This is a genomic window from Jeotgalibaca ciconiae, assembly GCF_003955755.1.
GTDB lineage: Bacteria > Bacillota > Bacilli > Lactobacillales > Aerococcaceae > Jeotgalibaca > Jeotgalibaca ciconiae.
The window spans coordinates 2593050-2618018 of the sequence record NZ_CP034465.1 but is presented as its reverse complement, the minus strand read 5'-3'; the positions used below and the strand labels follow the sequence as shown (position 1 = coordinate 2618018).

The window sequence follows — 24969 nt, the reverse complement described above, 5'->3', positions numbered from 1 at the left end:
TTCAGCCCCGAATCACTGGAGCGAATCATGCTCAGATGGTTGCAGACCATCTGAGCATGATTCGTGAAGTGGACGTCGGGGCTGCCTTTTTGAGCACATTTACGCTACATTATTCGGGTATAGGAAAGAGGCTGGGAGTTTTTTCCCAGCCTCTCTCTTAGCCAAAGCGGGACAAGCCCTCTTTTCTTATTCTAAGAAATCTTTCAATTGTTTTGAACGACTTGGATGTCGTAATTTTCTTAAAGCTTTTGCTTCAATTTGACGAATACGTTCACGAGTAACGCCAAACACTTTTCCAACTTGTTCAAGGGTACGTACGTTCCCATCGTCTAATCCAAAACGCAATCTCAAAACATTTTCTTCTCTATCTGTCAGCGTATCAAGAACTTCTTCTAATTGTTCTTTTAATAGCGTTTGTGCAGTATGTTCGGCAGGACTTGTCACTTCTTGGTCTTCAATAAAATCTCCAAGATGAGAGTCATCTTCTTCACCAATTGGCGTTTCTAAAGAAACTGGTTCTTGAGCAATTTTCAATATTTCACGTACTTTTTCAGTCGGCAAATCCATTTCAGCACCGATTTCTTCTGGTGTTGGTTCGCGACCTAAATCTTGTAATAGTTGACGTTGAATACGAACAAGCTTATTAATCGTTTCTACCATATGTACTGGAATACGGATGGTCCTTGCTTGGTCTGCAATAGCACGCGTAATTGCTTGACGAATCCACCAAGTAGCATACGTTGAGAACTTAAATCCTTTTTCATGGTCAAACTTTTCAACGGCTTTCATCAACCCCATATTTCCTTCTTGGATAAGGTCTAAGAAGTGCATACCACGCCCAACATAGCGCTTTGCAATCGAAACAACTAAACGCAAGTTTGCTTCCGCTAACTCTTGTTTTGCTTCTTGATCGCCATCTAAAATACGAATTGCTAATTCTTTTTCTTCATCGGCAGTTAATAAGGATACACGTCCAATTTCTTTCAGGTACATTCTAACTGGATCATTGATTTTCACGCCCGCTGGTGCAGTTACTTCCTCTTCAATTTTTTCTTCTTTCTTTTCAACCTTTTTCTTCTCTTCGGTTTTCAATTGACGGGCAGTCGGACCGCCATCAGCGTCTACCACACTAACACCGCTATCTTCCATTTTTTGGATAAGTTTATCCATTTGGTCCGCATCGAGTTGGAAAGGTGTCGCTACTTTATCGGTTAGATCATCATAAAAAATAGATCCCAACAGTTTGTGTTCTTTAATCACCTGATTCGTTACTTGCTCGAGTGTCTTACCTTTTTCATTTTTAACAATGGCCATAAAAATTCCTCCATTTCAATACGGATTATTTCTTTACAAGTCTCAACTCTCTTGATAAAAGAATAATTTCTTCAAGGAGATGTCTAGCTTTATCTTTATCATTGTGACGTGAAGCTTCCTTCATATCACGCTTTTTTTGTCTTAATTGTTCTTCCAAACCAGCTTTAGAACTAATAATATGCACGATATCTGCTATTTCTTGATGGGACACTTCCGATTGTAAATCTAACATTTCAATATTAATAATCGTTTTTATTAGATGACTCTCTTTAATCCGATCTAAAAACCGATCAATTTGGCCTATGTCACCTATTTCATCATGAAAAGCACTATACAGCAAAAAAATTGTTTGATGCTCTTCATTAATAAAATTGAATTGAGGGGAAATTTCTCCTAAGTAGTGCCATGCTTCCTCGTAATGAAATAGCCGATATAGCAACTGTCTCTCGCTCGCTTCCACCTGTGTATATTTTTTCTTAACAGGAGCATCAATGATTACAGAAGGAGCCGGCTGATCAGGCGTTTCTTTCTTTTGCGCTTTCAAATAGTTGCTTTGGTATTCTTGTAACTGTTTCTTTAAAACTGCTGCATCCAAATGAAACTCTTCGGCTAATTCATTTAAATACATCTCCCGTTCAATAATTGAATCCACTGTTACTAATCGTTTCAACATTTCTTCCAAGTATTGAAGTCTATTCGATTCAGAATCTAGATCCATCTGTCTTTTTAAAAAACGAGAATGAAACTGGAACACCATCTCTCTTTGACTCACAATGCTTTCTCGAAAAGCCTGCATCCCTTTTTCCTGAATATAATCATCTGGATCCATTCCAAAAGGAAGTGGAAATATTGATAGTTCAAACCGATTGCCTATGCTTAATAGTTCAATTGCCTTATTTGTTGCTTCCATGCCTGCTCTGTCACCATCATAAGCAATGGTAACCGAATCAACAATTTTATTTAGGACTCGGATTTGTTCTTCCGTTAAAGAGGTTCCCATCGAAGCAACACCATTGGTTACGCCCGATTGCCAAGCAGAGATAACATCCATATATCCCTCAAATAAAACCACTTCTGATGTCTTGCGCATCTGAGACCTTGCTTTATCTAAATTAAACAAAAAATTCCGCTTAGAGAAAATAATCGTTTCGGGACTGTTTAAATATTTCGCTTCATGAAAATCGAAATCACTTGTCTCCTCGTCATTTGGAAGCGTCCGTCCAGAGAATGCGACGACTTTTCCTTTTTCATTTCTAAGTGGGAATATAATCCGAGAACCGAAGCGGTCCAACAATTCATTTGTATCGGTCCTATCCGAAAAAATGCCTGATTCCCTTAACAATTCATCTGAATAATGATCTCTTTTCAAAATTTGGTGAGTGGTTGTTTTATTTGGGGGTGAGAATCCAATTTGGTATTCTTCAAGTAACTCTGTCGTAAAACCACGTCTTAATAAATATTGTAGTGCTTTTTCGCCGGTTACAGTATTCATCAAAATTTGATGATAATAAGCTGTGGCAGCTTCATGGATAGAGATTAATTGTTCTTTCTTGCTTTGAATAGCACTTTTAGGTTGATCGTCAATTGCAATATCAACATGAAGATCAGATATCTCAGCAGCTTTCTTTACTGATTCTATAAAGCTTAATCCCTCAACTTCCATTAAAAAAGTAAAGAGATTTCCACCTTTCCCGCAACTAAAACAATGAAAAATTTGCTTTTCATCCGTCACAGAAAATGACGGAGTTCGTTCATCGTGAAAAGGACAAAAACCAAAGTAGTTCTTCCCTCTCTTCTTCAATTGAACATACTGACTGACAACATCAACAATATTTGTTTCAGTTCTTATCTTATTAATCGTTTCTTCAGGTATTCGCGTTGCCATTGAATCACCTCTTTTGTGTACCCTTTTTTTGATTAAAAAGGGCATAAAAATACAAAATACATTATAGCAAACTTTCCTTAATTAAGCAATCTCAATGAATTGAAGAACTTGTACGTATAGAAGGCCGGGAAAAATTCCCAGCCTTCTATACCCAAATAATGCGGGCTCTATCATTTCTGGTGTTGGTGCCTCGAAAGAAATTTCAAGATGGGGCTAAACGCCTTTTTTCCCACTCTTTTTTCTAAAATTATTCAACTTCTTTTTCATGGGGGATCTTTACAAAAATAAGAAGAACTCCTCCAATGACAAACAATATGATTAAGGCAAATACACCATCTAATGAATTCCCTGTAACTTGGGCAATAATACCAACCAACAATGGGCCAACAACTGCTGCAAACTTACCAAAAATATTATAAAAGCCAAAGAATTCATTTGCTCGTTCTTTTGGAATTAACTGTCCAAATAAAGAACGACTTAAAGATTGCACCCCGCCTTGTGCGGTACCGACTAATAACGCGAGAATAATAAAAGTCTGCAAACTCTCTAATTGCAGAGCATAAATACAAATGAAAGTATAGGTTATAATACCAACAAATATCATATTCTTAGCACCGAACCGTTTCGCTAAAACACCATACAAAATTGAGAATGGAAACGCCACAAACTGAACAATTAACATCACGACAATTAAATCATTGGCGGATAGTCCAATATCGCTACCAACTGCAGTCGCCATTTTAAAAATAGTTCCAACTCCATCAATATAAAAGAAGTAAGCAATTAGGAATAGAAAAGCTTGACGATATTCCTTGATTCCTCTTAAAGTACTCCATAATCTTAAAAAACTATTCTTGATAAGATGAGGTTCTCTTTCAATAAAGGATTTTTGTTCTACATTTTTCCAATAAGGAATTGTGAAAACAAACCACCATACTGCTGTCAGCACAAAACCCATTTTTATCAAGGTTGTCTGAGATACAGGTAGAACACCTGTTAATTGGAAAGCAATAAATATAACAAAAGGGATTGAACTGCCAATATAGCCCCAACCAAAACCAGCAGAAGAAACTCGATCCATCCTGGAATTCGTTGTTACATCAATTAAAGAGCCATCATAGAATATATTTGCTCCAGAAAAACCAATTGCAGAAATCACATAAAAAATGAATAAATAAAGCCAACTGCCTGCTGGTGCAAATGAAAAAGCTAATGTTGCAACAATCCCACTGAGAGTAAAGAAAGTAAACATCGACATTCTTTGATTCTTATAATCAGCTAGTGCACCTAAAATAGGTGCCAATAAGGATACAATTAATGTGGCGATTGAATTTGCATATCCCCAATAAGCGGTAGAAGTTGCATCACTCAATCCGCCAGAGCTTGCTACTGCTTTGAAAAATAACGGGAATACAGCAGTGGTAATCATAATAGAATAGGCAGAGTTTCCCCAATCTTGCATAATCCAACTGCGTTCCTCTTTTGTATACTTAAATCTACTTGTGGCTGGTTCGCGTTTCATTGATTGCCTCCTTGGATTTCTTATTCAAATACTTATCTGAATCATATCGAATTCAATTCATTTGAGCAACTACTGCCTTCAATCAATCTCGTTTTCTAAGATAAATATTGACTAATCACATTCCAAGCCTTGTCTTTTCCTTCTCCACTTTCCGAAGAGAAAATAATCAATGCATCATCATTTTTTAGCCCTAAAGCTTTTTTAGTTTGAGAGGTATGTTGATTCCATTTTCCACGCGGGATTTTATCTGCTTTGGTTGCAATCACGGTATACGGTATTTGATAATACTCGATAAATTCCTTCATTTGAATATCATCCGCAGTTGGTGGATGACGAAAATCAACCATTAAAAACACATGCTGTAAAGTTTCTCTTTGAGTAAAATACGTTTCTAGCATTTCTCCCCATTTTGCACGTTCTGTTTTGGATACTTTTGCATAACCATAACCTGGAACATCGACAAAATAAAAAGCTTTGTTAATCAAATAATAATTCAATGTTTGTGTTTTACCTGGTTTACTAGAAGTACGTGCTAGAGCCTTCCGTCTAATCAGTTTATTTATAAACGAAGATTTCCCTACATTCGACCTTCCTGCCAACGCAAATTCAGGTAATCCTGTTGTTGGGTATTGTTTAGGGCTTACCGCACTAATAATAATTTCTGCATCGGTTACTTGCATACCAATCACTTCCTTTTCATGGAATAAAGAACCAATGTATGTGGGAGACTATCCTATACATTGGTTCTTTTCATATTCATTAACTGATTAATCGTTGGTCGTCTCCATAAAGCAGAGGCTTTCCTTCTCCATCGATAATATCTTTTGTAATTATTACTTTTGTGATTTCATCTCTACTTGGTATTTCATACATGATGTCAAGCATCACATTTTCAATAATTGAACGAAGTCCACGTGCACCTGTATTCCGTTCGATCGCTTGTTTTGCGATACCAAGAAGGGCATCTTCTTCAAACTCAAGTGATACGCCGTCTAATTCAAGTAAGCGTTGATACTGCTTCACTAAAGCATTTTTTGGTTCAGTTAAAATTCGAACCAAGTCGCTTTCTGTCAGTTTTTCCAAGGCAGCCATGATTGGCAACCGTCCGATAAACTCAGGAATCAAACCGAATTTCAACAAATCTTCTGGAATAATTTGCTGCATCAAACTCTTATCGCTTTCTTCTTTTGTTTTTGCAGGACTAAAACCAATTATTTTTTCACCTAGACGTTCTTTTACGATTGCTTCAATGCCATCGAACGCTCCACCAACGATAAAGAGAATATTTGTTGTATCGAATTGAATGAACTCTTGATGTGGGTGTTTACGTCCGCCTTGTGGTGGAACATTCGCTACGGTTCCTTCAAGTATTTTTAACAATGCTTGTTGGACACCTTCGCCACTTACATCACGTGTGATGGAGACATTTTCACCTTTACGGGCAATTTTATCAATTTCATCAATATAAATGATGCCACGTTGAGCACGTTCTACATCATAATCCGCTGCTTGTAAAAGTTTCAATAAGATATTCTCAACATCTTCTCCTACATAACCAGCTTCCGTCAGGCTTGTAGCATCTGCAATGGCAAATGGAACATCTAAAATGCGCGCTAAGGTTTGGCCTAGGAACGTTTTACCAGATCCTGTAGGACCAATTAAGCAAATGTTACTTTTTTGTAATTCTACATCGTCTTCTTTTTGGTTACTCATTTGAGTGATTCGTTTGTAATGGTTGTATACTGCTACAGACAATGTTTTCTTAGCGTTGTCTTGGCCAATAACGTACTCACTTAAAATCTCACGGATTTCTTGCGGTTTAGGTACGTCACCAAATTCTACGTCTTCATTACTATAAATTTCTTCTTCCATAATTTCCTTGCACAGATCGATACACTCATTACAAATGTATACATCCGGACCAGCAATAATTTTCTTTACTTGGTCAGAAGATTTTCCGCAAAAGGAACAATGAATGCTTGTGCCATCGTCTCGGAACATATGCATTCCCCTTTCATACTTATATATGTAATTTCACCCTTCATCTCTTCTATTTTACCATAAAACAGAAAAGTATATAGAGGTGCCATTCATTAACTGATAGGTTTTTATAAAAAACCTAGCGTATTAAAAACTATGTTAGCAGTGAGTTTTCTAATAACGCACCTAATCTTAACATATTTTGACCAAATCACAACTATTCTGTTTGTCATCCAGTCAAAAAATAAAGAGACATTGCAAACGATGCAGATGTCTCTTTATTCCAGCTTACAAAAAGTGTTTATGCTTCTACAGCTGAATCACTAATTAAAGCCATAGCTTTCTTCATTTGGATATCATTTGTTAACATGTCATTGCTTATTAAACCACGTACACGTTCAACATCCATGTTGTATTGAGAAGCTAATGTTTCGATTTCTTCATTGATTTCTTCTTCAGTAGCTTGAATATTTTCTTCTTTAATAATTTGCTCTAAGACAAGCGTTGTTTTTGTACGAACGTCTGCATCTTCTTCCATTTGTTTATGAAGATCTTGTTCAGTAGTTCCAGTAATTTGATAATACATTTCTGGAGAAATACCTTGTCTTTGCATATCATTCAAGAATAAATCCATTTGACGGTGAACTTCGTCATGAACCATTACATGTGGTAATTCCACAACTTCAGCGTTATCTACTGCTTGGCGAATTGCTGTTTCTTGAACAACTTCATCAGCAACAGATTTTTTGCTTTCTTCTAGTTCTTTACGAATTTTTTCTTTTAATTCGTCGATTGATTCAACTTCTTCATCTAAATCTTTTGCAAACTCATCATCCAACTCAGGAAGTTCTTTTGTTTTCACTTCATGAACAACAACTTTAAATGTAGCTTCTTTTCCAGCTAGATCTTCAGCTTGATATTCTTCCGGGAATGTAACAACTACATCTTTTTCTTCGCCAGCTTTTGCACCCACTAATTGCTCTTCAAAGCCTGGAATGAATGAATTAGAACCTAGTTCTAGTGAATGGTTTTGGTCTTTTCCGCCTTCAAAAGCTTCTTCGCCCAAGAATCCTTCATAATCGATAACAACTGTATCACCTTCAGCAGCTGCATCTTCTTTCAATACTAGTTCAGCATGACGTTCTTGACGTTCTTTTAATGCATCTTCCACGTCTGCTTCAGTTACTTCGCGATCTTGTTTTTCAACCGTCAAGTTTTTGTATTCACCAAGTTTTACTTCTGGTTTTACAGTTACATCAGCTGTGATTACCCAAGCTTGACCTTTTTCCATGCTCTTGATGTCAATATTAGGTTGGGAAACTGGATCAATTCCTGCTTCTTTAACAGCATTGTCATATGCTTCTGGTAAAGCAGCATTCAAAGCATCTTCATATAATGATTCTTCGCCGTATTGTTTGTTGAAAATATGACGAGGAACTTTCCCTTTTCTGAATCCAGGAACAGAAATATTCTTTTTAACTTTGTTAAATACTTTATCCGTTTCAGCTTTAATTGTTTCTGCAGGTATTTCAAATGTTAAGACACCTTCGTTAGTGCCTGTTTTTTCCCAATTTGCAGTCATTATCTTTCCTCCAAAAATCTATCATTTTTCGCAATGTTTCTCTCATTGCATACTAAATCAGTGTACACTAGAAAGCTTTTAAAGTAAATAAAAAAACAAAAGGCTTTTTCATAACACTTGAAAAAAATGAAAATGGTGGTAAAATCTTACAGAATTGACTTTAGACTATGCTGAACCATTCATTAAAAACTACTTTCCTACGAGATTCCTTGTCTTTAAAAAAACTTTAAACGAAACTTTACACATTCCTACAAAAGATTGCTACAATTTAATAGGAGGAAGTGAGAAAATTGATGAATTATCCAAATGGAAAAATCTATAAAAAAACAGCTGCATCAGACCATGAAAAAAAGAAGACAAAGACGGTTCAATACGGAAAACGTGGAATGACGCTAGAAGAAGAAATTAATCAGTCTAATCAATTCTACCTTGAACGTGATATTGCTGTTATCCATAAAAAACCCACTCCTATTCAAGTTGTAAAAGTTGATTATCCTAAACGGAGCGCAGCAGTAATCCGTGAAGCTTACTACCGGCAATCTTCGACTACGGATTTCAACGGAGTATACAAAGGTTTTTATTTGGATTTTGAAGCAAAGGAAACAAAGAATAAACAGTCATTTCCATTAAAAAATTTCCATGAACATCAGATTTTTCATATGGACAAATGTCAAAAGCAAGGTGGCATTGCTTTTGTTTTAATTTGTTTTTCTATTTTTAATCGTGTATTTCTTTTGGAAAGCGAATATTTGTCTATGTTTTGGAACAATCAGAAAAAAGCTGGTTCCCGAAAGTCAATTCCTCTTTCTTTTATCGAAGAGAATGGCTATGAAATACAATATGGTTTTCAACCTTCTTTACATTATCTGGGAGCAGTTGATCAAATAATCAAGAACAAAAAATAGAGGTGAAAGGCAATGCCCAATAATGATCAGACAAGAATGTCTCGTTCAAAACAAAAAAAGAAACCCGCAAAAACGAATCATAAGAAGAATAGAGGGAAAAAAAGTATTTGGAAGAAAATAATCCTTACTATCGTAGCCTTCGGATTCATTGGTCTTTTAGCTGGGGGTGGATTGTTTATCTATTATGCTTCAAGCGCCCCTAAAGTAAATCGCGCTGAACTAGTAGATACGGTTCCTTCTCAAATTTTAGATCGAGATGGTAATTTAGTAAAAGAGATTGGTGCGAATGCACAAAATCGTGATTTAGTTGATATGGAAGAAGTTCCTGCTATCTTGCAAGATGCAATCATTTCGATAGAGGATCGACGTTTTTATAAACATATCGGTGTTGACCCCATCCGGATTGTAGGTGCTCTATTTGCCAATATTCAAGGCGGAGGCATCTCTCAAGGTGGAAGTACGATTACACAACAGCTAATCAAGCTCTCCTACTTCTCCCACTTAGAAGAAGATCAAACACTTAAAAGAAAAGCACAAGAGGCGTGGATGTCTGTTCAACTAGAACAAGAATTAAATAAGGATGAGATTCTCGCACTCTACATTAATAAAGTATATATGGGAAATAATGCTTATGGTATGGGAACAGCAGCTGAGTATTACTTTGGAAAAGAATTAAATGAAATAAACCTCTCTGAAGCAGCTATTTTGGCCGGGATGCCGCAAGCTCCGAATTTTTATGATCCTTATATAAGTCCAGAAGAAACAGAAGAAAGAAGAAACCTTGTTTTAGACATGATGGTAGAAAACGAAAAAATTTCGCAAGCAGAGCGAGATGAAGCAGCAAGTATGCCAATAACGGAAAACCTCGTTGATCACTCAAATGATGCTGACTACTCTCTTGTCGTTGACTCTTATATTCAAATGGTAATGGACGAAGTTCGCGAAAAGACTGGCTTAGATGTAGAGATGGGCGGCTTAACCATTCAAACAAACTTAGACATGGATGCCCAGCAACACTTATATGATATCGTCAATTCAGATGACTATATTCAATTTCCGGATGATGAATTGCAAACAGCAGTAACAATGGTTGACGTTGAGACCGGAGCCTTGAATGCCGTTATTGGTAACCGAAAAATTAATAATCAATTAGCTGTAAACTATGCAGACCAAACAGTACGCAGTGTCGGTTCTACAATAAAGCCTTTAATCGACTTTGGTCCAGCAATTGAATACTTAAATTATTCAACAGGAAGTCTGATTGTTGATGAAGAATGGTCGTACCCTTCTGATGGTACACCTCTTTATAACTATGATAGACTCTTTAAAGGAGATATGACGTTACGTGAGTCTTTGGTGGATTCTCGAAATGTCCCCTCTGCAAAACTGTTGCAAGAAGTAGGCTTTGATAATGCTAATTCCTTTTTAAATGGATTGGGTATTGAAATATACAACGATGGCCAGCAAGAATTAGTAGATTCAAATGCGATCGGTGGTGAAATTTCAAACGTTGACTTGGCAGCCGCCTATGGTGCTTTTGCAAATGGCGGAACTTATTATGAACCTTACACAGTTCAGTCAGTTACCACTTCTGATGGCGAAATATTTGAATTCTCGCCAAATGGCACAGAAGCAATGAAAGATTCAACTGCTTACATGGTTACGGACATGTTGAAAGATGTTATTCCTCAAAGCGCTCCTGAAGCTGATGTAGCAGGCTTGATTCATGCTGGTAAAACGGGTACTACGGATTATCTTGAGGATGAATTAGAATCTGTCGGTGGCATCGGAGTTGAAAACATTGGAAAAGATTCTTGGTTCGTTGGTTATACAACTAATTATGCCATATCAGTGTGGTTAGGTTACGCTCAACCACTAGAATATGGAAATTACTTAGATTATGAAACAAGAAAAATCACAAGATATATTTATAGTGAGTTGATGGGATATGTTTCCCAAGACGTTGAAAATACTGATTGGACAAAACCTGATTCTGTCGTAGAAGCTTCTATGGAAAAATATACGAGCCCTATTATGAAACCAGGTCCAAATACCCCTTCAAATATGACGATTACTGAATTATTCGTTAAAGGCTATGAACCTACGCAGATATCAAAGAAATACGGTGAAAAACTTGAAGCACCTACAGGCTTAAAAGCCGTTTACAACAAGGACAAAGACGAGCTGACAATTAGCTGGGACGCATATAAATCAAGCACCGAAGACGATAATCGCACGCCACAATATACGATAACTGCTGGATCGCAAACACAAAATACGACCAATACAGAAGTTGTCATCAAAAATCCTGCAAAAGGTAATATAAAGATTACTTTATTAGCCAAGATTGGATCGAGCACTTCTCCAGCAGCCTCTATCTCTATTACAATTGAGGAAGATAAGGAGAAAGAGGAAGAAGAAGAAAACGATGAGGAAAACTCTTCTAGCGAAAGTAGTTCAGAATCTAGTTCATCTTCTTCAGAAGAAAGTTCATCCGAAGAATCTTCTGAGGAACAACCGGAACCTACTCCTCCTGAATCTGAGGAATCTGAAGAATCCGAGGAAGAACAACAGCCCGGAGAGGAAAATGAGGAGAATCCAGCAGACGAAGAGGAAGCTGCTTAATTCATCCAATAAGAAAAGCGGACAAGTCCGCCTTGGCCTATGAAAAAATAGGAAATTTGACCCTGAATGAGCAGCGAAGCGCGCAATGGGGCAAATTTATCTTTTTTTCACTAGGTCAGGACTTGGGAGCTAGACATTGATGGCTGAACTTATAATCCCCTAGTCTACAAAAAAGTCTTGATAACCGTTTTAAAACAGTTATCAAGACTTTTTTATTCTTCTTCCAGCCAATTAAATAGCGGTATCATCTCTTCTTCTGGCTCTTCTTCCGAATCTCTTCCTTGTGTATATTGTTGATTAGCAAATCGTTTGCTTTCTTCTTTTGCTTGATTAGACGAACGAATATTTTTCTTATCCCACGAGAGAAGAATACGATCAATATATTTTAAACTGTATTTTTGATTTAAAACAGCTTCTCGAAGCGCTTCAAGGATAAGTTCTTTCGAATAGTCATCCGTATCCAGCCATTCACCGATTGTTTGCATTTCAATCGGAGTAAGCAACCTTCCAAACTCTTGTTGGAAGATTTCCAATAAATTTATGTCTGATTCAGAAGATTTTGTTTGTTCGCTCTTTTTCGTCAACAACATGCCTAGTTTTTTATATAGCGGTATTAAAGAATACCGATCAACAACTTTATCAAAATCATCTTTTTCTGTTGTAATAGAAATATAGTTCTTTTGAATTAAAGAATGCAGAATAGCGAAAATCTCAGACTCTTTCCGATCCATTCGATTGGCAATCTCTCCCATATTAGGAAAGTAAATGTTCTGGTCTAAATAACTTTGCAACTGAATAACAAAAACTAATTCCGTCTCATTCAAGCCGATTGCCATGTAATTTTCTAACAAACTATTATTTATTACTGTGTGACCATAATTTAGCCATAACTCCAAGTGGTCATTCATATAGCGTAATCCTTCTTTCTTAAAAAAATGTGGAACAGCACTTACCTCATTGCTGTCCCACCTTTTTTATTTGATTATGGATAAATACGGTTTAATAAACGAGGGAATGGAATTGACTCACGAATATGTTCAATACCAGAAATCCAAGCAACTGTTCTTTCTAATCCAAGCCCAAAACCTGAATGAGGAACAGAACCATATTTTCTTAAGTCAAGATACCAACTGTATTCCTCTGTACTTAAACCAAATTTTTCAATTTGTTTACTTAATTTCTCATAATCAACTTCTCGCTCGCTTCCCCCAATAATCTCTCCGTATCCTTCTGGAGCAATTAAATCTGCACAAAGAACAACATCATCACGGTCCGGGTGCTCTTTCATGTAAAATGGTTTAATTGCTTTTGGATAGTTCAAAATAAAAACAGGTTTCTCAGATTGCTTTGCGATAAATGTTTCATGCGGAGAACCAAAGTCATCGCCCCACTTGATATCATCGAAGCCATTTTCTTGCAATAAAGTTATTGCATCATCATAAGAAATACGTTTGTAAGGAAGATCTGTGTACTTCTTGAGCGCTTCTTTATCACGCTCCAACACATCTAAGTATATACTACAGTTATCCAACACAGACTGTACAAGATAGCTTACATATTGTTCTTGGACAACTAAACTATCATCTTGGGACATAAATGCCATCTCTGGCTCAATCATCCAAAATTCAATTAAGTGACGACGTGTTTTGGATTTTTCAGCGCGGAAAGTTGGTCCAAATGAAAATACTTTTCCAAACGCCATAGCCGCTGCTTCCATATAAAGCTGTCCGCTTTGAGATAGATAAGCTTCTTGGTCGAAATATTCCGTGTGGAACAATTCAGTTGTTCCTTCTGGAGCACTACCTGTCAAAATTGGTGGATCTATTTTTAGGAAGCCTTCTTTATTGAAAAATTCATAAGTTGCCCGAATAATTTCGTTTCTAATTTTCATGATCGCATGTTGTTTGCTAGAACGCAGCCATAAATGACGATGATCCATTAAAAATTCCGTTCCGTGCTCTTTAGGAGTAATCGGATATTCATGGCTTTCTCCGATTACCTCAATATTATTTACAAGTAACTCGTAACCAAGTTTTGAACGAGTATCTTCTTGGACAATTCCTTCTAGGATAACGGATGTTTCTTGTGTCAGTGATTTTGCGATTTCAAATATCTCAGGTCCGACATCATTTTTTACTACAATACCTTGGAAGTAATGTTCTCCATCACGTAACTGTAGGAAAGCAATTTTCCCGCTGCTACGCTTGTTTGTAACCCATGCTCCAATTTTTACTTCTTTTCCAACATATTCATTTGCCTGCTTCATTGTAATTCGTTCCAACGTCTTATTTCCCCTTCGCTCTTTTATCCTTTGGTCTTTTTTTCCATAAATTGATTGATGCGGTTTACAGCTTCTTTTAGTTGCTTTTCTTCTAGCGTATAACTAATACGAATATAATCAGAAAAGCCAAATCCTTCTCCCGCTACCACAGCTACTTGTGCCTCTTCAATCAAAGCTAAAGCAAACTCTGATACGGAAGAATAACCAGCTATTTCTGCCGCTTCTTTACAATTTGCAAAAATATAAAATGCTCCTTGTGGTTTGGTAACTTTAAAACCAGGAATTTTTTCAACTAAAGGATAAAAATAATTTAATCTTTTCTCAAATGTTTCTCTTAATTCAGTAACAAATTTTTGATCACCGCTTATTGCTGCTAAAGCAGCATATTGGCTTGGGCCGGCAGGATTAGATGTCGAGTGACTTGAAAGTTCAATCATCTTACTGATTACTTGTTTATTTCCAATCGCATAACCAATGCGCCAGCCAGTCATAGCGTAACTTTTCGATACACCATTAATGATAATTGTTTGTTCTTTAATTCTGTCAGAAATGGACGCCATCGAGACGGCTTCATTGCCGTTATAGCAAAGATTGTAATAAATCTCATCAGCCACGATAATGATACCATGTTCTACTGCCCAATTTCCGATCGCTTCTAGTTCTTTTTTTGTATAAACAGTTCCCGTCGGATTATTAGGTGAATTTAAAACAAGGGCTGTTGTCCTTTCTGTTCGCTTGCTCTCTAAATCTGCTACCGTTACTTTAAACTGGTTTTCAGGTGTGGATGTAACCAAGACATTCACGCCTTCTGCTAATTTTACTTGTTCTGTATAACTTACCCAATAAGGAGAGGGAATCAACACTTCATCACCTGGGTCTAAAATTACTTGGAATAAGGTATAAAGTGCATTTTTTGCACCCTCTGTAACAATTACTTGACTTGCTTCGTACTCGATTTTATCATACTTTTTGTGATAATCTACAATCGCTTGTCTTAATGGCATAATCCCAGCAGTCGGAGTATAGTGATTTGCCCGATTATCTAGAATCGCTGCAACTGCCGCATCTTTAACTTCTTTAGGAGTTTCTAGATCCGGTTCACCCACAGTCAGACTGATGATGTCTTTTCCTTTCTCTTTCATTTCTTTCACTTTAGCTGAAGTAGCTAAAGTAGGAGATTCTTCAATTACAGACATTCTTTTTGAAATCCGGAACATATCCCTCGCCCCATTCTATATGTTTTTATATTCTTTCATGAGTTCACCTGTATTAGCAGAAAGTAATACATATCCTAACTTTCCATCTATATCTCTGTATGCGACTTCCCAAAATGGTTCGTCTGCTTCCATTCCCAGTCGTGCTTCAAGAATTTTTTGCGGTTCCTTTATCGTTTGCAATATGGACTTTGCTTCATCCTCTGTAACTATCTGTTGGGAATCCAGTATGGTCACTTCTCCACCATTTTGTTTTACCACGACATACAAATAGCGATCTTCAGAAGTATATCCCGCTACAGTGAAGAATGTATCATCACTTCCATTGTACCAGTAAAAATTATCTACACGTTGAATGTCAGCACTTTCTTCCGCAATTTTTGAAACTTCCTTTTCTGCTTGAACCATTGGCTGTTGTGAATAGAAAAAAAAAGAATAAGAGCTGACAATCAACACAAATAGAACACCTATCAGTCCCATTATAAAATTTCTCTTCAAAAAAGTACCTTCTTCCTATGTATTTGTCTGATACATCTACTTTACTAATCATACTCAAATTTAATAAAAAAAGGAATTAGTCCATTCGATTTTTATTAAATTTTTCAACTTCTTGTTCGATTAAGTGCAGTGGCAATCCAGTAATGGTTATTCCTGTTGGCAATACTTGTTTAATTTTATGAGCATATGAACTGTGTAGCATTCGTGTATCTAAACAAACTAACAATCCCATCTCATTCTCTTTTCTACTGACTCGCCCTACTCCCTGGACCAGTCGGGACATCATCTTCGGCAACATTTCTTGCTGGAAACTATTCTCCCCAACTTGATGGTAGTATTGAGATATAGCTCTATTTTCTGGACTATCTGGAGAATCAAACGGTAAGCGTACCATTAATAAAACATCAACCGCTTGATCAGGAAAATCAATTCCTTCCCAATACATTCCGCTGCCTAATAAGACAACTTTGGATGCTTCTGAAAAACGTCGATGGACTCTCTTTCTACTTCCAGTATATCCTTGTGCAAGAACATCTAATTCATCCTGCTTATATTCTTCTGTTTCTTTAATCTTGTTATAAACGTCTTCTAGCGCCTGGTTCGAATTAAACAAAACCAATACTTTATTTTGATTCTTCATCATGATTGTTATGATTAATGTAGCAGTCATGTGAATCCATTCGTGATAATCGAACTCTGCCACGCTTTGAATATCGCTAGGAACAATAATCTGAAGCTGCCTATTCTGCTGCTCATTGTAGGAGCAAGAAGAAGTCTTTAAACCTTCTATGCCTAACTTTCGTTTCATATAGTTAGATTCATCTTCTAGCAATAAGGATGCACTAATATAAATCGTCTTATCAAAAAAACTTTGGATGTTTTTCTGTAATTCTGCGCCCATGTTCCACTTTGATTTTTCAATCTCATAAAACATATGGACAGCCTGGTAATAATAAATTAAAGAATAGAAGTCAAATTCTTCAGTATGACTGAACGATTCCAGCTTCGTTTTCGTTTGATCGATCGTGCGATTAAACTTAGTAATTCTTTGGTTAAACTCCGATTGATCAGAACTTGATTCCGATTCATTATACCGCACACCCGTTAAAATTACTTCATCAATTTGCCTTGTGATTTGTTTTAATTTTCTCTGAAATCCAGGTCGGACGATTAAATCATTGTCAATGGCAATTTTTTGTTCATTTTTTTTCTTAGCGCTCTTTTTAAATTCATTTTCAAAAATAATCTCACTTAAATGATTTTCTAAGACAGTCAAACTAGCAGCAAGCTGAGACAGGGAAAATTCAAGGTTAATTAATTCATAATGCGGAAAAGGCTGGGTCGCTTTATTTTCTAAATGCTCTCGATACCCTCTCACATCGCTTAAAAACTTTTGAATTTTACGTTTTATAGAAGTTAAAGCAAACGAAACTTTTTTACTTTCTTGATATATGGTTGGTAAACGGTGCGCTTCATCAACAATTAAAAATGGTTTTTCTTCCCCACATAATTTATAAATATCTTCAAAGTGATGGGTTAAAAATGCATGGTTGGTTATAAGAATACTCGCCTGTTCTGCATTTCTATAATAGTGTTGCAAGAAATCCTCTGTTAACCATTTAGACGACAGTAAGCCATCCTCTCTTTGATAGACTATTTGTTCTAATAAGCCTCCAGCTTTATGACTTGAACTTAATTCAGATAAATCCCCCGTAGTCGTTTCTGTTAACCAGACAAAAACGCTCATCATCACTAACGACTCGATACTTAATAATTTATCTAAGTCGATTTCTGCAAAACGCTCCAGATGAATGAAATGCACTTTGCTTTTCAAAGAAGTAACATTAAAAGAAAACGGTAATTCATGACGTAGTTGATTAATCTGTTCTTGTAATTGTTCTTGCAGCAACAGTGTAGAAGTACTAATCACAATTTTTTTATCAGGATTGCCAGTTAAAATTGCCGGTATTAAATAAGCATAGGTTTTTCCAAAACCTGCTGGAGCTTCTATCGTTAAAATATCGCTACTTGATTGATGAAAAAATGTATCAATCTGATTCATCATTTTTTGTTGATTCATTCTTTTTTTATAAGCGATTTGTTTTAAAAAAGCTGGACTTAAAAAATAATCAACGTTCAAATTTTTTTTCATCCGATGAGCAGTCTGCTCAATCAATGTATCTTTCTTTTTTAATGCAATGCCGTTCAAAATTATGATTTCTTCCGATAGTGCTTGTTTATTCTTAAGCGCTATTTCCAAACATGTCTCAAAGAAGATTTGATTGTCTTTTTGAGTATGCGGGGATAGCGAAGCAAGCTTCTCTAACGTGACTAGTGGTAAATGAACCGCCTTGTTCTTTAATTCAATAAATAATTCAGCTGTTGCTCTCGCATCTCCAGCAGCATCATGAACATTCACATGCTCAATTCCAAAAAACTTGGAAAGGTCTGAAAGGCGGTAACTGCTTAATGTTGGAAATAGAATTTTTGTTAATTCTACTGTATCAATTCCTTTTTGATTGAGAGCTGGCAATCCAACTGAGACAAATGACTCACTTAAAAAATGATAATCAAAAGCGATATTATGTGCTACAAAAATACAATTCTCCAATAAATTATGGACATATGGTGCAACATCCTCAAAATAAGGCGCGTTTTTTACATCTTTATTTTTAATACCTGTCAAATCTTTAATCATAGGTGGAATGGCTTGTCCAGGATTTATTGTAAAATTATAATCTTGGATGATTTGATCGTTCTGCACCATCGTTATTCCTATTTGAAAAATTTTATTTCCTTTTCGATAACTAGAACCGGTTGTTTCCAAATCAACAACTGCGTAAATTTCATTTTCATAGCTCATTTTTATTTAATGCTCCAATTCAACTGATCTTATCTACTATACTTTCTCTATTTTACTAAAAAAAAACAAATAATTGTAGCCTTTCCTAGTAAAGATTAGAAAAAACAACAGAATAAGATCTATTTACAAAAGCGAAACGAAAAACAAGGAGGTCGAGAACTGAGTCTCAATCTCCTTGTTTCTTTTGTAATTTATTTGTTAGGGTAAATTTCTTCTACGTCTTTAGTTGGATCAATAACAATGTATAATTTTTCAGCAACTGTTTTAGATGATTGATATTCATTGTCGTTTCCATCAGTGTCCAGTGCTTTATATGGGAAATAAATACGATCGCTTTGGACAATCACATCTGATTTCGGATGGTCCTCATCTTGGTACATAATATCCATCATTTCAATATCTTGATATTTTTTAACGCGATCAAACATTCCTGCTTCAATACCGCCTAAATTAATATCATCAGATTTAACATGGTCTGCTTCTTGGAAAATCTCAATACGCAATGATTCGCAAGGATGAATTTCTTGAAATTCACTATTACCAATTCTACCATAACTAGTTGTTACTTGTTTGATCCATAAATCACCTATATTTTCACGACTAATTGTCCAAGTCTCACCATTACGGAAAATAAATTTTAAGCTCGACATTACTTTTTTCATTTTCTCACTCCTGACTTATATCTTGTGAACATTTTATCATATATTTGATAAAATGAAAAGCGACAACTGTTATATATTTCAAAATCAACATTGCACTAGTATTTCAAGGGTTTTTCGAACGGTTTTCATTTTGTTAATTTATTCCTAAATTCGTTTTTGTTAATGATTTTTCTGGTATGTTCTCCAATAGCAACGATATCATCGCCATTTCTCGCAACAATGGAAAATGAATATTTTTTTCCAGATAATTCTTTAATCCGTGTTTCAATGATGATTTTTGAGCCGATTTCTGTAAGATAGTGATGATTCATGCTGACAAAAGTACCTACGGACGTTTCATCTTCTTCAACAAGACCTTCAATCATTTCTTTGCAGCTCTCCTCCATAAAAGAAAGCAAGCTAGGCGAAGACAGCACTCCTGTATCTCCTAATTCTATAGATCTGGCGCTATTCCCTTCTTCCACAATATACTCTTTTTTTTTCACTTCATCCAGATAAATGAATCTTCTTTTTAAAATAAATGTTTCAATTTGTTTTTTGTTGTTTGGTAAGCTGCCACTCAGAATTCGATCTTTTACATCTTCCAAGATGGTGCCCAGATAAGGACCACCACGATTAAATCCTAACAAATGAATTACTTCATTTCCATTAATTTGGATATCGTGTGTTGAATGTATGGGCAGAGTTTTATCAAGAGCCAGCAGTCGATTTATATCATTTACCACACCAAATCCTGCCATAATGTCTTCTATTTCTAACGCAATTTTTATTCCAGTTGCAAACAGGAGATGGTTATCCCAAAAACGTTCCATCCGTACTCTTAAAGCGTATAATGCAGTTCGTACATTTGAAATCTCTTTATTAGAAAGTTTCCACGCTCTTAGAAAAGAACTTACTTCTTCCTCATCAATTTTTAAAAAATACAATAAAACCGTCCAAGCGATTAATGGCGTCTGAAATTGATGGGGAAATAACGCTAGGTCAACCAAATCTTCTGAACGATTTTGAAAACCAGGACACATCTGAAACAATCGCGTTTCTATAAAAAATTTTACTCCTCCTTTTCTGTTTCTCCCAATTAATAATTTTGTCCATTCTTCGCGAATTCTTTCAACTGCAATTTTTGAAAGTAATGGATGATAATACTCAACCGCTTCTTTCGTTTTCTCTTCAATATCAAAACCTAATTGGCTCATAAAACGAGCTGCTCTCATCATTCTCAAGGCATCTTCACGAAATCGTTCAGAGGGATTCCCTACCGCTCTTATTAATTTATTTTTTATATCAATTTGTCCATCAAAGGGATCAACCAGCTGCCCATTTCTATTCAGGGCAATTGCATTAATAGTAAAGTCTCGACGCTTTAGGTCTTCTTCTAAACTTCTGACATAATCTACTTTCTCCGGTCGCCGAAATTTTTCATATTTTGATTCCGTTCGAAAAGTAGTAATCTCATAAGTTTCTTTCTCATGTAACACCATAACGGTTCCATGTTGGATTCCAACATCAAAGGTCACTGGAAAAAAACGCTTTATTTCTTCTGGGGTTGCACTGCTAGCAATATCCACATCTGAAATAGGTAGGTGAAGTAACGTGTCACGTACTCCACCACCCACAAAATAAGCCTCATATCCTTCTTTTTCAATTTTTTCTATGAGAGAGGCCGCCTTATTAAATTCAGGTATTTGCTTTATATTAATCATGTTAAATCCAATCTATTGCTTTTCATCACATCTAGAAAGCAATTTATATCATATTTTTTTCATCAATTTCTTTTAACTCTTCTGTGTACTTCTTAAATTTTTCTTCGTCTTTTTCGATAAGGGCTGTGTCTATTAATTGCATAAGATGATTTTTTCGTTCTTGCCACGCAAGTTTTTTAAGTGATTGATCAACAATACTCACAACTTCTGGAGAAAATAATTTATCTCCATCTTCAAATGGATTGGCTTCTAATACACTATAAAACGAAAGAACTTGATAAGATTGTTCAAAATAAAGTTCCAAGTAAAAATCTTCTTTCCAATTTAAACGCAGGTCATGAAATGCTTGTTCAGGGTCATCGTACCTTTTCCCTTCTTTGTAGTAAACAAACGGTTCATTTGAACTCGTAACGGTCGCTAATCCCATACCGCGGTTTGTAAGAGCGATATTTTCAACAAAATGGATGTTCTTTAATAATAATTCATGGTTTAGTAAGTAATTCAAAATCCAAAGCGATTCTCTTCTTTTTAATTGATGATTCTGTATAAACCATGTGATGAACGTCTTCTTTTCTTCTAATGTTGGCCGTCTCATGTTCTCCTCCCCCTTTCAGTGGTTACTCACTCGTTAACAGATTCTCTCGCAATTCATTAAAGTAAGTATGGTTCGGATCTAGCATCAGTGCTTTTGCGACTAACTCTGCTAATTTAGTATCATTTGCTTCCTCTCGAAGAAACTCACTGTAATCTTCTAAGAAAGAAAGATTGTCTGCTAGTGTAAGATAAGCTTTATCAAAATGAGCAGCTGCCTTCACAAATTCTTCTATTTCATTATAGACTTTTGCTAATCTCCATTCATAGTTTGGATGATAGATTCCTTCGTTATCTTCTGTCTCAATCATTTGAATCACTTCATCGTACGATTCTTGACCGATTAATAAATCTATTTTCAGTAATTTTGCTTCCATCAAATCAGGATCTAAATGTAAGACTTGATCCAAACTTTTTTCAGCTTCATTTTCTTCAGATAATTTAAGATAAAGTTTTGCCTGAAATAAAAAGAATTCTGGTTGATAAGGATCTATATCAATTCCTTTTTGAATAGCATCTAAAGCTTCTTCATGCCTATGTTCTTCATCAAGTGACTCAGCTAAGTAGAAATAAGCACTATTGTAATCGGGATCCATTTCCAATAACTGTTCAAAAATTTGGACAGCTCTTGGAAATTGTTTTAATTGTAAATAGGCAAAACCTAATTGAAATAGACTGTCGGAAGTATGATCTTCTTGATAAATTTGTTCTAAGTAATCAATTCCTTCTTCAAAATTCCCAATAGCATTGTGACAATCCGCAAGAAGTATAAACAGGTTCTCTTGCCATAAATCTTGTGTTTCTTCCTCCACTAATTGTTCGTATAAAATAATTGCTTCTTTATATTTGCCGCTTGTATGATACAGTTGAGCAAGTGCATAAACTAAAACAGGCTCGTCAGGAAGAATCCTCATCGCTTCTTTTATTTTATGCTCACTCACTTCGTATAAGCCCATTGTTTGATAAGCATCAGCAAGCATCAATAGTGCGTTTGGATATAATTCACTCTCTTCATCAAACTGGAGCAACAAATCTAAACCAGAATCGGTTTGATTTTGATCAATGGCGATTTCTGCTAGAAAGAGGTTCCATTCTTCTATTTCTGGAGCTAGTTCTTGTAATAATAAATAGGACTCTTTAGATTGTTCCAAAAAACCAGCCATGTGCAAGGAACGTGCAAATTCAGCTAACCCTTCAATATCTTTTTCTATTTTCGCTTTTTTTAGAGATTCATTAAAATAAACAAGAGCCTTTTCCTGCTCATTCTCTCGAATTGCGTCAAACATTTTTTCTGCATCATTATTCAATAGTATCCACCTACCCTAACCTTCTACCTTTATTTTACCATATTCTAAATTTTATGTATGTAAGTCAACTTTGATAATACAGAACTTTTCTCTAGCATAATACGTTTTATAAGAAAAGGTCAAATAAAAAGAAAAAACCGAAGACGTTTCGTCTTCGGTCGATCTAGCTTATTGTTTTACTGCATCTTTCAATGCTTTACCTGGTTTGAAAGCAGGAACTTTAGTTGCTTCGATTTGGATTTCTTCCCCTGTTTGAGGGTTACGTCCTTTACGAGCCGCACGGTCACGAACTTCAAAGTTACCAAATCCGATAACTTGAACTTTTTCACCGCTTTGTAAAGCTTCTTGAATTACTTCAAATAATGCATCTACTGTAGCTGTAACTTCCTTTTTGGTAAGGTTTGTTTTATCAGCAACTCTTTCTACTAATTCAGCTTTGTTCGTCATATTGTCTTTTCACCTCCTGCCAAAAAAAGAAGATCCATGCTTTTATAGACTTTCTATTAAAAAACATGATGAACTACTTTTGAGTGGTCCAAAAATAGTGAAGGAAATTCCAACTATTTTATTGGTAATTCCTAATACAGAATATCATAGAAAAGTTGGTACTGCAATGATTATAAAGTATTTTTGATTGATTCTTATGGTTTATTTCTTCTGTCTTGCAATAACTTTAAAAGGTGTACCTTCAAAATTAAAAGTATTTCGAATTTGATTTTCAATAAACCGCTCATATGAAAAATGCAGTAATTCTGGATCATTCACAAAAAGAACGAATGTAGGAGGTTTTACACCCACCTGAGTAATATAATAAATCTTCAATCTCCTGCCTTTATCCGTTGGCGTCGGATTTCTAGCTATGGCATCCATCAAGACGTCATTCAGTAAAGAAGAAGAGATACGTTGATTTTGAGACTTACTCACTTCTTTAATCTTATCAGGAATTTGTACCAACCGTTGTTTTGTCAAGGCTGAAACATATAGGATAGGAGCATAGGAAAGATATTGGAACTCATCGCGAATATCTGTTTCGAATTTATTCATTGTATGATTATCTTTTTCAAGTTTATCCCATTTATTAACAATAATTACAATGCCTTTTCCAGCTTCATGTGCATAACCAGCAACTCGTTTATCCTGCTCACGAATGCCTTCTTCTGCATTCAAAATCATGAGAACAACATCTGAGCGGTCAATTGCACGAATAGCACGCATGACACTGAATTTTTCGGTTGATTCTGTTACTTTTCCTTTTTTACGGATTCCGGCGGTATCAATCATCCTGAATTTAACACCTTCAGAATCAGTAAACGTTGTATCAATTGCATCACGTGTGGTTCCAGCAATATCTGATACAATTACTCTTTCTTCGCCAAGAATTGCATTTACAAGGGAAGACTTCCCAACATTTGGACGGCCAATTAAACAGAAGTTAATAACATCCTCGTCATCAGTAAAGTGTTCTTCTGGAGGCAGTTCTGCTACCACAGCATCCAATAAATCTCCTAAACCTAAACCATGGCTCCCAGAGATTGGATAGGGATCTCCAAGACCCAAACTGTAAAACTCAAAAATATCTGCGCGCATTTCAGGATTATCAGCTTTATTTACTGCAAGAATTACAGGCTTGCCAGATTGATACAATAAGCGAGCTACGTTTTCGTCGCCCTCTGTCACGCCTTCTCGCACACTTGTAATAAAGATAATAATATCTGCTTCTTCCATCGCAACTTGAGCTTGTAGCTTAATTTGACTCATAAATGGTTCGTCCTTGAGATCAATTCCACCTGTATCGATAATATCGAATGTTCTACCTAACCATTCACCTTCTGCATAGATTCGATCTCTTGTTACACCGGGAATATCCTCGACGATGGAAATCCTTTCTCCCGCTAGACGATTAAAAATAGTCGATTTACCAACATTTGGTCTTCCTACAATTGCAATAACAGGATTCGGCATTTACATCACTCCCTATTTCATTTTCTTATTTTTTCCATAGAAAAGGACATGGATAGACATCCATGTCCTATCAGC

The 24969-nt window shown here is 35.9% G+C and carries 19 protein-coding genes; 2 read left to right on the top strand and 17 right to left on the bottom strand.

Translation table 11 applies throughout. The annotated features are described in order from the left end of the window. Positions 1-186: 186 nt before the first annotated feature. From rpoD to tig, 6 genes are all read right to left on the bottom strand, one after another. Positions 187-1314, bottom strand: a complete 1128-nt coding sequence (gene rpoD, locus EJN90_RS12130) for an RNA polymerase sigma factor RpoD (RefSeq protein ID WP_126111612.1) — start codon at positions 1312-1314, stop codon at positions 187-189. A gap of 25 nt (positions 1315-1339) precedes the next feature. Then, positions 1340-3199: a DNA primase gene (dnaG, locus tag EJN90_RS12125; protein ID WP_126111610.1), complete on the bottom strand. Its 1860-nt coding sequence runs from the start codon at positions 3197-3199 to the stop codon at positions 1340-1342. A 247-nt stretch (positions 3200-3446) separates the two neighbouring features. Then, entirely contained in the window at positions 3447-4721 is a 1275-nt protein-coding gene (locus EJN90_RS12120; RefSeq protein WP_126111608.1) for an MFS transporter, read from the bottom strand. A 95-nt stretch (positions 4722-4816) separates the two neighbouring features. Then, positions 4817-5401: a ribosome biogenesis GTP-binding protein YihA/YsxC gene (gene yihA, locus EJN90_RS12115; RefSeq protein ID WP_126111606.1), complete on the bottom strand. Its 585-nt coding sequence runs from the start codon at positions 5399-5401 to the stop codon at positions 4817-4819. Positions 5402-5480: 79 nt separating this feature from the next. Continuing rightward, entirely contained in the window at positions 5481-6722 is a 1242-nt protein-coding gene (gene clpX / locus EJN90_RS12110) for an ATP-dependent Clp protease ATP-binding subunit ClpX (RefSeq protein WP_126111604.1), read from the bottom strand. Between the two features lie 280 nt (positions 6723-7002). Further along, a complete protein-coding gene (gene tig, locus EJN90_RS12105; RefSeq protein ID WP_126111602.1) occupies positions 7003-8283 on the bottom strand; it encodes a trigger factor in 1281 nt (426 codons plus the stop codon). 293 nt (positions 8284-8576) lie between these two features. On the opposite strand from tig, the gene recU reads away from it, so the two are divergent. Then, complete coding sequence (recU, locus tag EJN90_RS12100; protein ID WP_126111600.1) at positions 8577-9188, top strand: Holliday junction resolvase RecU; 612 nt, start codon at positions 8577-8579, stop codon at positions 9186-9188. A 12-nt stretch (positions 9189-9200) separates the two neighbouring features. Beyond that, on the top strand, positions 9201-11813 hold the full coding sequence (locus tag EJN90_RS12095) for a PBP1A family penicillin-binding protein (protein ID WP_126111598.1): 2613 nt from the start codon (positions 9201-9203) through the stop codon (positions 11811-11813). A gap of 212 nt (positions 11814-12025) precedes the next feature. On the opposite strand, the gene EJN90_RS12090 is transcribed toward EJN90_RS12095, so the two are convergent. The 11 genes from EJN90_RS12090 to der form a co-directional block, all read right to left on the bottom strand. Continuing rightward, positions 12026-12721, bottom strand: a complete 696-nt coding sequence (locus EJN90_RS12090) for a DnaD domain protein (RefSeq protein WP_126111596.1) — start codon at positions 12719-12721, stop codon at positions 12026-12028. Positions 12722-12795: 74 nt separating this feature from the next. Continuing rightward, positions 12796-14079 (bottom strand): asparagine--tRNA ligase, encoded by a 1284-nt coding sequence (gene asnS, locus EJN90_RS12085; protein WP_407657543.1) that lies wholly within the window; start codon positions 14077-14079, stop codon positions 12796-12798. A gap of 38 nt (positions 14080-14117) precedes the next feature. Next, positions 14118-15311, bottom strand: coding sequence for a pyridoxal phosphate-dependent aminotransferase (locus tag EJN90_RS12080; RefSeq protein ID WP_126111592.1), 1194 nt, complete (start codon positions 15309-15311; stop codon positions 14118-14120). A gap of 15 nt (positions 15312-15326) precedes the next feature. After that, a complete protein-coding gene (locus EJN90_RS12075; protein WP_126111590.1) occupies positions 15327-15806 on the bottom strand; it encodes a cell wall elongation regulator TseB-like domain-containing protein in 480 nt (159 codons plus the stop codon). 76 nt (positions 15807-15882) lie between these two features. Then, on the bottom strand, positions 15883-18669 hold the full coding sequence (locus EJN90_RS12070) for a helicase C-terminal domain-containing protein (protein ID WP_126111588.1): 2787 nt from the start codon (positions 18667-18669) through the stop codon (positions 15883-15885). A 191-nt stretch (positions 18670-18860) separates the two neighbouring features. Then, on the bottom strand, positions 18861-19331 hold the full coding sequence (locus EJN90_RS12065) for a hypothetical protein (protein ID WP_126111586.1): 471 nt from the start codon (positions 19329-19331) through the stop codon (positions 18861-18863). A gap of 125 nt (positions 19332-19456) precedes the next feature. Beyond that, complete coding sequence (locus EJN90_RS12060) at positions 19457-21034, bottom strand: CCA tRNA nucleotidyltransferase (protein ID WP_126111584.1); 1578 nt, start codon at positions 21032-21034, stop codon at positions 19457-19459. 43 nt (positions 21035-21077) lie between these two features. Next, a complete protein-coding gene (locus EJN90_RS12055) occupies positions 21078-21629 on the bottom strand; it encodes a ReoY family proteolytic degradation factor (RefSeq protein WP_126111582.1) in 552 nt (183 codons plus the stop codon). Positions 21630-21651: 22 nt separating this feature from the next. Beyond that, complete coding sequence (locus tag EJN90_RS12050) at positions 21652-22932, bottom strand: tetratricopeptide repeat protein (protein ID WP_126111580.1); 1281 nt, start codon at positions 22930-22932, stop codon at positions 21652-21654. 168 nt (positions 22933-23100) lie between these two features. Next, the gene (locus EJN90_RS12045; protein WP_126111578.1) at positions 23101-23379 is read right to left on the bottom strand and encodes an HU family DNA-binding protein; all 279 of its coding nucleotides are present in this window, start codon (positions 23377-23379) and stop codon (positions 23101-23103) included. Positions 23380-23580: 201 nt separating this feature from the next. Then, the gene (der, locus tag EJN90_RS12040) at positions 23581-24894 is read right to left on the bottom strand and encodes a ribosome biogenesis GTPase Der (RefSeq protein WP_126111576.1); all 1314 of its coding nucleotides are present in this window, start codon (positions 24892-24894) and stop codon (positions 23581-23583) included. Positions 24895-24969: the final 75 nt, after the last annotated feature.